This window comes from Profundibacter amoris (genome assembly GCF_003544895.1).
Lineage (GTDB): Bacteria > Pseudomonadota > Alphaproteobacteria > Rhodobacterales > Rhodobacteraceae > Profundibacter > Profundibacter amoris.
In genome coordinates this window covers 334,696-345,000 of the sequence record NZ_CP032125.1, presented here as the reverse complement: position 1 = coordinate 345,000, position 10,305 = coordinate 334,696, and the positions used below count along the sequence as shown (strand labels likewise).

The following is a 10,305-nucleotide window of genomic DNA, read 5'->3' as shown; positions in this document are numbered from 1 at the left end:
TTCGTTCAAAACTTAGGCCACTTTATCAAAGTTGTTCATGTTTGCATAGAACGCCTCCTCTGCTTCTTGTGGCGTAACATATCCGATGGCGCTGTGCAGGCGTTCGGTGTTGTACCAGTTCACCCATTTCAGGGTTTCCCATTCAATCTGGCCCACAGATTTCCATGGGCCGAGAAAGTTGATGACTTCGGTTTTAAACAGGCCGATTGTGCTTTCAGCCAGCGCATTATCGTATGAATCTCCCACACTGCCGACGGAAGGGTCGATCCCGGCCTCCGCCAGTCGTTCGGTGTATTTGATTGCCAGATATTGCGACCCCCGATCCGAGTGATGGATCAGATTATCCGCTTCAGACGGGCAGCGCTGACAAATTGCCTGGTTCAAAGCGTCCAGCACAAAGCTTGTCGTCATCGAGGTTGATACCCGCCAGCCGACTATTTTGCGGGCAAAGACATCGATGACAAAGGCCACATAGACCATGCCCTGCCAGCTGGAAACATACGTAAAGTCAGACACCCAGAGCCGGTTTGGCATCGGCGCAACAAACTCTCGGTTCACCTTGTCATCCGGGCATGGCTGTGCTTTGTCAGGGTTGGTAGTCCTTCTCGGTGATGTAAACATCACCTGTCAGGCAGCGGATAACCTTTCCGCCCCGAACAACCATTGCCCGACAGGCGAATTGCAAAGCAATTCTGCCGAGAGGGGCCCTGTATTTCCATAACTTTCATCAGCCTTTCTACCGTACAGCGCGCGATATCCTTGCCCTCGCGCCGCAAGGTATGCCAAACCTTGCGGGCACCGTAACGCTTTCCGCTTGCTTCAAAAACACGCTTGATATCCTCGCAATCAATCACATCGCTTTTGGCGAGGTCAGATGCCAAATCAGGATTATGTAATATCGCCGCTCGCGCATAATACGTCGCTGGTGCAATTGGCAGAACTCTGCAAATCGGCCCGACACCAAAAACCGTGCGATACTTTTCGATGAAGCTCACCATTTGCGGAACGGGCGGTCGAGCTCCGCCGCCGCGAAATATGCCGACGCCTTTTTCAAGATCTCGTTGGCTTGGCGTAATTCCCGAACCTCGCGTTCCAGGGCTTTCATGCGCGCTTTATCTTCACTGCTTAAACCTTCCCGCGTTCCGGCATCGCGTTCTGCCTGCTGGCTCCACGCCCGCAGACTGTCCGGAGAACAGCCAAGCTTGGACGCAATGGCCCTATAAGCAGCGTTCTGCGCATTCAAATGATCCCCCGGATCATTTGATCCACTGCGCGGACCAGCTTGAACTCACTGGAATAATTACTGCGGTTTTCGCGGAAAAGCCGGATGCCACGTTCGCGGAATTCAGCCGTGTAACTCGGGGTATATTTTCTCTGTGTCATTGGGTCCATCCTGTGAGAGTTTTACCCTCCAGTAAACCCGGGGCGGTTCAGATATCGACGCGATGATGCGCCGCACAAGGGGGCGGCCTGTGCCACATGGCCGTGTCACATCACGTGCGGCGATGGTTTTCGGGCTGGTTACAGCGCTGTTTTCGGTGGCTGCTCTGTGGGGACTTACGAATGCAGTGGCGGCAGGCTTGTTGGCGTTCACTATTTTCTTTTACGTCGTGATTTACACGATCTGGCTGAAACGCAGCGCCCCGCAAAACATCGTGATCGGCGGGGCCTCGGGGGCGCTGCCACCGATGATCGGTTGGGCAGCTGCCACAGGAGAGATCGGCTTGCCCGGGATTTCCATGTTCCTGTTGATCTTCATGTGGACCCCGCCGCATTTCTGGTCGCTCTCGCTGTTCATGAAAGATGACTACGAACGCGCGGGCGTGCCGATGCTTACCGTCACCCACGGAAGCGAGTCGGCCCGGCACCACATTTTAGGCTACACTGTGCTTTTGGCATTGACGGCGGTGTTACCGATACTAGTCGGGATTGGCGGGATTATTTACGTGGCAACAGCACTGATCATGAATGCGCGCTTCCTTTTCGGGGCATGGCAGTTGGCCCGTCGTGACAACGGTGAGGCAGTCAAGGATCATTTTGCGGCCGAGCGTGCCTTCTTTCGCTTTTCATTATGGTATCTTTTCCTGCATTTCTCGGCCTTGGTCGGTGATGCCGGTTTGGCTGTCTGGCTTCCATAAGGGCTTGGTATTGGGCGCGAGGTGCTTCGCCGATGAGGTGTGCGCACCAGTTCATTGAGCGGCCTCAAAGCACGCAAAGACGTGCGAATTTTGCATTTGTTTTGCACCAGAATTCCGCCATTTCAGCCGAATGCGGCCCGCATCACTTCGTAAGTTTCTGCAAGCATCTGCACAAAGCTTTGTAAATAAGCCATATTTTACAAGTGTTTTTGGTGACCCCGGGTGGATTCGAACCACCAACCTGCCCCTTAGGAGGGGGCTGCTCTATCCAGTTGAGCCACGGGGCCACACCCCAGTGAATACGCATATTCAGAATGGATTTCCAGCGCCAATCAAGGGTGGCTACAAAGGAATGAATTCCAGCACATCCCCTTTGGACACGCCCTTGCTCTCGGCCGGGATCACCGCCAGCCCGTCGGCCAGCGACAACAGCGCCACGCGGCCGGAAAATTCGGGTGACATCAGTTCGACCTCGCTGGTTTCTGTCAGCGGGTTGTCGACATAACGGGCCGGGCGAAACTCGATCCGGCCGGGGCGACGTTTGGCATCATTTGCCGCCCGCACCAGCATCCGGCCAGCGCGCCGCGCCGTTAGCCCTGCGCGTTTTTCCAGCACCAGCGCACCGATCACCATCCAGGTTACAAAGGCCGATACCGGATTGCCCGGTAAGCCGACGAAAATCGCGCGGTCCAATGTGCCAAAGGCAATCGGCTTGCCCGGTTTGATTGCCACCTTCATCACCTGCATCTTGCCGCCCGCCTCTTCAAACAGGCGCGGCATGTGGTCTTCGTCGCCGACAGACACGCCGCCGGTGGTGATCACCATGTCACATGAGGCACAAGCATTGACCAACGCGGCCTTCAGCAGATCGGGCTTGTCGGGGATGGCGCCCAGATCGACCACTTCGATCCAGTCCTTTTTCAGCAAGGACAACAGCGTATAGCGGTTCGAGTTCCAGATTTGCCCTGCCCCCAGCGGCTCGCCGGGTTGCATCAACTCGCTGCCGGTCGAAAAAATGGCCACGCGCACCTTGCGCCGCACCTTGACAGTACCCGCGCCAATCGCTGCCAGCGCACCGGTCTGGCGGGCACCGATTTGGGCACCGACAGGCACAACCACCTGCCCTTTGGCGGCATCCCCGCCACTGGGGCGGATATGTTGGCCCACGAAGGGTTTGCGGGAAAAGGTGATGGTATCGCCCGAGACCTCGCAATCCTCTTGCATCACCACCGCGTCAAAACCGACGGGCACAGGCGCGCCCGTCAGAATACGCAGCGCAGTGCCTGATTGCGGTTTGTCCCGCCCCGCGTCGCCGGCGGCAATGCGGCCAATCACCCGCAGGGTCCACGGACCATCGCCCGCCAGATCAGCGGTTTGCACCAGATAGCCATCCATCGCCGAGTTATCAAAAGGCGGCAGCGGAATGGGCGAGGTTGCATCAAACGCCAGCACGCGGCCAATCGCATCCGTCAGCGCGACATCCTCGACATCCTTTACCGCAGTTGCCAACGCCAGCCCGCGTTCAATCGCGACATCCAGCGGGGTCAGTTTATGAGCGTGGTTGTCACAGCCACAGGCGGCGACGGTCGGTTCAGCAGGTGCGTTCATGAAGGGGCCTCGTTAAGAAAATTGGCGGGCACCGCTTTGGGAGGACAGAGCGGCACCCGCACGATCGGCTATCCCGTCCATTGTGACAACAGGGATTCAGGCGCAGGACGTGCGTTGCGCCTTGGGGCCGATGTGGGTGTTCCGATGGCGATGAAACACAGGAAGGTTTCGTCGTCATCCAGTTTCAATGCGTTCCGGAATGCCTGCGTGCGCACCGCCTGCCCGCTAAGGGCACGGGCGCCAAAGCCCATCGCATGGGCCGCCAGCAATACATTCTGCAACGCCGCCCCGCCTGATGCCAGCTGGTCATCTACATGCGGCACATCGGCAGTGCGGTTCAGGCGCAGCACCAGACCCAGCAGCAGCGGGGCGCGGCTGGCTTTGTCGCGGGCACGCGACAGGGCTTCGGAATCGGCATTGGGCAGGCGTTCGCGCAGGGCGGTTTCAAACACATCCGCAAGGGCGGTCCGGCTGCTTTCGGGGAATTCGATAAAGCGCCACGGGCGTAGCTTGCCGTGATCAGGCGCGGCAGCAGCGGTGGCCATAAGGGTTTTCACCTGCGCGCGCGTTGGACCGGGTTTTGCGACCCGTTTGGGGGAAACGGAGTGGCGGGTCAGGATCGCCTCGATCACATCATTTTCCATGCCATCCCCTGCGGGGGCTTCAAACGGATGGATAATGTTGGACATATGGATCACTCCTTTGGCAGGCGCCATTCGCCATGTATTCGCACAAACCCTATTCGCGCCATGTTTCGTCAGGATTTAGACGCGGTTACATTACGTGTCGTCTTGTAAATTATTGTAACGGATCAGCCTTGACTTCGGTCAATTGTAAGCCGCATTGCATGGGCCAGACCGGCCATATTCACCGGCTTTTGCACCGTGACCACATCTTTCAGATCGTCAGGAAGCGACCCTTCAACCATATAGCTGGAAATCACCATCGCCGGCAGTTCAGGGCGGATTTCATGCAGCGCAGTGATCAGTTCGGCGCCATTCATCCCGGGCATCATCATATCCGTGACCACCGCATCATAACTGCCCGGATTGGTGCGAAAAGCGTGCAGTGCAAGGGCGGGATTCGAGAACGCCTCGACCCGATACCCCAGCCGCGCCATCATCCGGCGAATAGTATATAGCAGCTCCTCCTCGTCATCGACCAGCAGGATATGTTCGTGGCCCATTTGTGGACGGGATTGCTGTTCGGTCTCACTCTCGGTCACTTCGAATTCGGGGAACAGAAGGGTGAAACATGTGCCGGTCTCCCGACTGCTTTGCAAGCGAACCTTGCCGCCTGCCTCTTCCACCCAGTTACGCACGATTGCCAGTCCAAGGCCGGTGCCCTTGCCCACCGGTTTGGTGGAAAAAAACGGCTCGAATATCTTTTCCTGAATGTCCTGCGGGATGCCCGGGCCGTTGTCGTCGATTTCCAGCCTGATCGTTCCCAGCGCCCCTTTGGGCAGCTTTTTCAGCCCGCCTTCGGTGCCGCGGTTGATCCGGTCAAGGCGCAGTTCGATCCGCCCCCCCCTGTCCCCGATGGCTTCGACCGCATTATGACACAGGTTCATTACAATCTGGAAAAAGGCTGTCGGATCAATATCCGTCGCAACAAGGTCAACGGCCGGTTTGAATTCGATCTGCACCGTTGGCGGGGTTGAAACGCGGATCAGCTCCAGCGCCTCGTCCACCGCATGATGCAATTCCAGCCGCCGCGCCTGTCCGGGCTGTTGCCGCGCAAAGGTCAGCAACTGCTGGATCAGCGCCCGCGCCCGTCGCGAGGCAATCTCGATATGATCAATCGAGGCCCGCACATCTTCGGGTGCGTCCATATCTTCGGATTCCAGTTTGATCAGTTCGGTATTGCCGATGATCGTCATCAGAACATTGTTGAAATCATGGGCCACCGAACCGGCCAAAATCCCCACCGCCTCCATTTTCTGCACCTGTGCGATCTGTTCATCCACATGGCGTTTTTCGGTAATGTCCTCGCCCACACCGATATAATTTGTAATCTCGCCCTCTTCGTTCAATAGCGGCAGTAGGCTGGTTGCGGCCCAGTAGTGGCTGCCATCCTTGCGCAGGTTTTTGAACACACCACGCCACGGCTTGCCTTGGCTTAGACGTTTCCAGATATCCCGATAGGCCCCTTCCGGTGTGTGGCCAGATTTCAGGATACTGGGAGATTTGCCAACCAGTTCCTCTTCGGAATAACCCGTCATCTCCAGCAGCTTGCGATTGGCAAACTCGATCATTCCGTTTGTGTCGGTGATCATGATCGAAGCCGGACTTTGCTGCACCACCCACGCCAGCTTGCGTTCCGCCATTTGCGCGGATTTGCGGGCCTCAAGCTCCTTTAACTGTGCCGCGTTCGATCGCAAGGCACTGCCAACCAGCGCAAAGATCATCAGCGCGATCAGCCCCACCAGCGCCGTCAGCAATACCATAACACCCGCCAGGGATCGCACCAACGCATCCCCATCCGACAACGCCGCAACAATAGTATCCAGATTGCGCTGTCGCTGGTCCAGCCAATGCCGTTCCAGCACCGCCAATGCCCGCAACGCATCCGAGTCATCGACCCGCACCAGCGCGTCAATTTCCTCGGCACTTTTATGCTCGGAAATGCCCTGTTTGATAATCTCGATGTTGCGGGAATATTCCTCGACCACACGCTTGATGCGCACCAGCGCGTCTTGCTCGACAGGATCGGGGTTGGCCGCCTGATAGGTCGAAATCGCATCCAGTAACAAACGGCTTTGGGCGCGCAGGGTTTCTTCATATATATCTTCTTGCCGCAGCACATAATTCTTGAAATTATGGATCATCCCGCCGTATCCGAAATACCCCCTGATTTCGGAAATCCACAGCCCCCTCGGGTCAGCCGCCTGCGAGTATTCTTCCCAACCGGTCTTGATCTTGCGAAACCGCGAACTGGTTTCGTTGCTAAGCGCCAACATCACCGCCAAAATCAGCAAAAGCACCGCCGCACCGGTCACCGCAATCGGCATGAGCCGCCTGCGTCTTTTTGGTGTATGGCTGGTTTGATTGGATTGCATATCTGGAATTGTGCCCTTCAGAAGTTTTTTACGCCAAATGCACCGTGTTTTCCATCGCTAGAAGCAGAAAAACCCCAGAAACAAGGTGCAGATTATAGGTTTATTGTTAGAGTGCACCAAATTGATTCCAAACGAATGAAGGTAACCTGTGCAAAAAGAACTGATCCTTGTTGTCGATGACGACCCCCAGATCACTTCTTTTCTAAAGCGGTATCTGGAAAAACAGGGATACAACGTCGAATGTGCGTCGGACGGGCGCGAAATGCAGGCGGTGCTGGACCGGAAAAAGGTGGATCTGGTTATTCTGGATATCGGCCTGCCGGGCAAAAGCGGGCTGGATATCACCCGCGATATCCGGCGGGATTCGAACCTGCCCATTCTGGTGCTATCCGGCAGTTCCGAAACCTTTGACCGCGTTGTCGGGCTGGAATTCGGGGCCGACGACTATATGGTCAAACCCTACGAGCCGCGTGAATTGCTGGCGCGCGTGCGCACCATTCTGCGGCGTGCAAAACCGGCCGAACAGGTCTCGGCCAAAGCGATTCTATACCAGTTCGACAATTGGTCGGTGAACCAGAACGAGCGGTCATTATCGCGGATTGACAGCGGCGAAGTTGAACCGCTGACCACCACCGAATTCGAGATCCTTTATATGTTCGTCACCAACCCGCACACGGTGTTCAACCGCAATCAACTGCTGGACGCCGCCCGTGGCCGCGAGAGTTTCGCAGGGGATCGGGCGATTGACGTGCATATCATGCGGTTGCGTAAAAAGCTGGAGTCCGGACCGGATGGTGGTGAGTATATCAAAACCATCCACGGCATCGGTTACAGTTTCATCGCAACCGTGAACAAGGTCAGCGCATAGCCCGCTGTGCAAGGCCACTTGCACCAGTGGACACCGGCAGGTTCACCGCAACTTCGCCAGCAATATCGAGCGCCGATTTAATGCAGTTGGCCACCGAAACCCCGTTGGTATAATTGCCGGTCAGATACAGCCCTTCAACCCGCTTCGGTGTTTCGAAAAACAGTTTTTGCCGCGCCGCATGGCCCAGTGTGTATTGCGGCAGGCCCAGCGGCCAGCGGCGAAATCGGGTGACAACCGGATCGCCCTTGATCCCCAGAACCTCGGCCAGTTCGGCGTGCATTTGTGCCGCCATATCAATGCCCGACACCCGCGCCAGTTCAGGGTTTCGCACCCCGCCCGCATAGGCCGAAATTGCCACGAACCCGTCAGGCGCGCGATGCGGATACATGGTCGAGGCGAATTGCGAACCCGACAGGATACACCCGTCGTCTTTGGTCGATAAAAAACCCAACCCGTCCAGCGGATGCGCCACCTGTTCACGGCGATAGCCAAAGAAACCCACATTCACCGTCGGGGTCTGAATGGCACCGGTCGCACTCGCCCCAACGGGATCCACCCGTTCCAGCAATTGCGCGGCGACATGCGGTTGCACAGCCAGCACCACGGCGCAGGCATTGCGGGTGCCATTACTGGTTTTCACGGCAAACCCTTGTTCGGTTTTGCTTAGGCCGAAAACGGTAATGCCGGTGTGGACACGCGCGCCCAGATGGCGGGTCAACACCTGCGGAATTGTGCCGATGCCCCCATCCCAGGAATACAGATGCCGACCCGGTTCTGATCCGCGTTTGGCCCGCAGCACCCCGCGGGTAATCGACCCCAGCGCCTGTTCCATTTCCGCCAGCTTGGGAAAGGCGCCACTGATCGACAGTTCGGTCGAATCCCCCATAAAGATACCGGCGGCCATCGGGTCCATCACCTTGTCGGCAAATTCGCGACCAAAGCGGCGGGCGGTAAAGGCGTGGATGGTCTCCTCGCACCCCTTGTGGCGCGGGATCAGCCCCTCGGCCAGAATACGCGCGCGACCCCGTAGCGTCAGATAGTTCGAGGTGAAAAAGCCCATCGGAGTGGCCGCAATACCCGTCAGTTTCCCGTCGTCGCGCAGATAGCGGCGCTTGACATCCGGCCCCAGATCATGCGCCTGATCCAGCAGACCCAGCGCGTCGATCTGCTCGACCGCCTGAGGCACCGAAGCATTGAAAGTGGTCGGCCCGTGTTCCATCAGGAACCCGTCAAAGCCCTCGGAAATCGCATTGCCACCGGTGCGCACCTGCCGTTCCAGCAGTTGCACATCCAGCCCGCGCCGCATCAGGTCATAAGCCGTCGCCAGCCCCGAAATCCCGCCGCCAATAACAATCACATCATGCATCATTTGCGCCCCCGTTTGATGAACGAAGGCGGTCCGGCATCGCCAAAACGGCGTTTGGCCAGCAGGGTCAGATCGTCTTTGGTCACCTCGGTACGGCCTTCGCCGCGCACATATTCCTCGGCCCGTTTGTGCACCATACGGCGTACGAAACCGGGGATGCGGGCAAGGTGGGTTTCGGCATCCGCGCTCCAGCGCATTGTGGTCCCCGCCGGAACCAGCGGTGTGATCACCGCACCACCTTGGGGCTGATAGGTGCACAGGCTGTCTTCGCCCATCATGTTGCCGTCCATCGCCAGCGGGCGGGCGCGGCACCCGCCGCACAGGATCTGGAATTCGCAGGCCCCGCAACGCCCTTCCAGTTTGGGCGCGCGCAAAGCGTTCAGCACCGGCGCGTCCTGCCAGATTTCGGCAAAGCTCTGCTCCTTCACCGATCCGGCCGAATTTTCCATATAGGGGCACGGGGTGACATCGCCCGTGGGCGTGATCCGTGCGTAACGGGTGGCGGCGATGCAGCCGCCCGCGTCATAGCCATGCGCGGCTGTGATCGGCCAATCGGGGTCCATCTCAATCGCGATCCGTTTGAAATGCGGCGCACATTTGGCCCGCACCATCAGGCGCTTTTCCTCTTTCGCTGCCTTGGCCACTCGGCGCAAAACGCGGTCGTATTTTTCGGGCGAGATGCCTGAATATTTCTCGCCCCTGCCGGTGCAGACCATGAAGAACACATTCAGTACCATCGCGCCGGCATCACGGGCAAAAGCAACCATATCGTCAATTTCATCCGCCGTTTCATCGGTGGCGGAAAAATGGATCTGGAACGGCATGCCCGCGTCCTTGCAGGCATCAATCCCCTGCATGGTTTTGATCCATGCGCCTTTCTTGCCGCGAAATTCATCGTGGTGATCTGGGTTCAGGCTATCGACCGAAATGCCGATGCCCGCCACGCCCGCATCCTGCAATTCACGAATCCGGTCGGGGCGCAGCAACATCCCGTTGGTCCCCACCACCACCATCAGCCCAAGGCCGGAGGCGTGCCGCGCCAGTTCTGGCAAATCGCGGCGCAACATCGGCTCACCACCGGTCAGAACCACCATGGCTTCGGGGCCAACTTCGGCAATTTCACCCAGCACCCGTTTCAGATCACCGGTGCCCAGTTCATCCACCGCCCCTTCTTTCAGAACCTTGGCGTCCAGATAGCAATGCTCACAGGCAAGGTTGCACCTTTCGGTCAGGTTCAGGGCAATCAGATAGGGGGCGTCTGCCATGA

General features: G+C 57.8%; 7 protein-coding genes, 1 tRNA gene, 1 pseudogene and 1 other annotated feature. Of the genes and pseudogenes, 2 read left to right on the top strand and 7 right to left on the bottom strand.

Annotation, left to right across the window (positions count from 1 at the left end):
• Positions 1-12 precede the first annotated feature (12 nt).
• A pseudogene (locus BAR1_RS01655) lies at positions 13-1,383 on the bottom strand (IS3 family transposase).
• Positions 924-1,040, bottom strand: a sequence feature (AL1L pseudoknot). It overlaps the preceding pseudogene by 117 nt.
• Positions 1,384-1,436: 53 nt before the next feature.
• Between BAR1_RS01655 and BAR1_RS01650 the strand changes: the two are divergent.
• Positions 1,437-2,138: a heme o synthase gene (locus BAR1_RS01650; protein WP_323368591.1), complete on the top strand. Its 702-nt coding sequence runs from the start codon at positions 1,437-1,439 to the stop codon at positions 2,136-2,138.
• Positions 2,139-2,348: 210 nt separating this feature from the next.
• On the opposite strand, the gene BAR1_RS01645 is transcribed toward BAR1_RS01650, so the two are convergent.
• From BAR1_RS01645 to BAR1_RS01630, 4 genes are all read right to left on the bottom strand, one after another.
• A tRNA-Arg gene (locus tag BAR1_RS01645) sits at positions 2,349-2,425 on the bottom strand.
• A gap of 55 nt (positions 2,426-2,480) precedes the next feature.
• A complete protein-coding gene (locus tag BAR1_RS01640) occupies positions 2,481-3,746 on the bottom strand; it encodes a molybdopterin molybdotransferase MoeA (protein ID WP_118941411.1) in 1,266 nt (421 codons plus the stop codon).
• A gap of 68 nt (positions 3,747-3,814) precedes the next feature.
• Positions 3,815-4,435, bottom strand: coding sequence for a nitroreductase family protein (locus tag BAR1_RS01635; RefSeq protein WP_162891636.1), 621 nt, complete (start codon positions 4,433-4,435; stop codon positions 3,815-3,817).
• A 122-nt stretch (positions 4,436-4,557) separates the two neighbouring features.
• The gene (locus tag BAR1_RS01630) at positions 4,558-6,756 is read right to left on the bottom strand and encodes a hybrid sensor histidine kinase/response regulator (RefSeq protein ID WP_162891635.1); all 2,199 of its coding nucleotides are present in this window, start codon (positions 6,754-6,756) and stop codon (positions 4,558-4,560) included.
• Between the two features lie 196 nt (positions 6,757-6,952).
• On the opposite strand from BAR1_RS01630, the gene BAR1_RS01625 reads away from it, so the two are divergent.
• Positions 6,953-7,672, top strand: coding sequence for a response regulator transcription factor (locus BAR1_RS01625; protein WP_118941408.1), 720 nt, complete (start codon positions 6,953-6,955; stop codon positions 7,670-7,672).
• Here BAR1_RS01625 and hemG read toward each other — a convergent pair.
• Both hemG and BAR1_RS01615 read right to left on the bottom strand, forming a co-directional pair.
• The gene (gene hemG / locus BAR1_RS01620; protein ID WP_118941407.1) at positions 7,662-9,041 is read right to left on the bottom strand and encodes a protoporphyrinogen oxidase; all 1,380 of its coding nucleotides are present in this window, start codon (positions 9,039-9,041) and stop codon (positions 7,662-7,664) included. The two genes, BAR1_RS01625 and hemG, sit on opposite strands and share 11 nt — an antisense overlap.
• Positions 9,038-10,303: a radical SAM/SPASM domain-containing protein gene (locus BAR1_RS01615; protein WP_118941406.1), complete on the bottom strand. Its 1,266-nt coding sequence runs from the start codon at positions 10,301-10,303 to the stop codon at positions 9,038-9,040. The genes hemG and BAR1_RS01615 overlap by 4 nt, the downstream gene beginning before the upstream one ends.
• Positions 10,304-10,305: the final 2 nt, after the last annotated feature.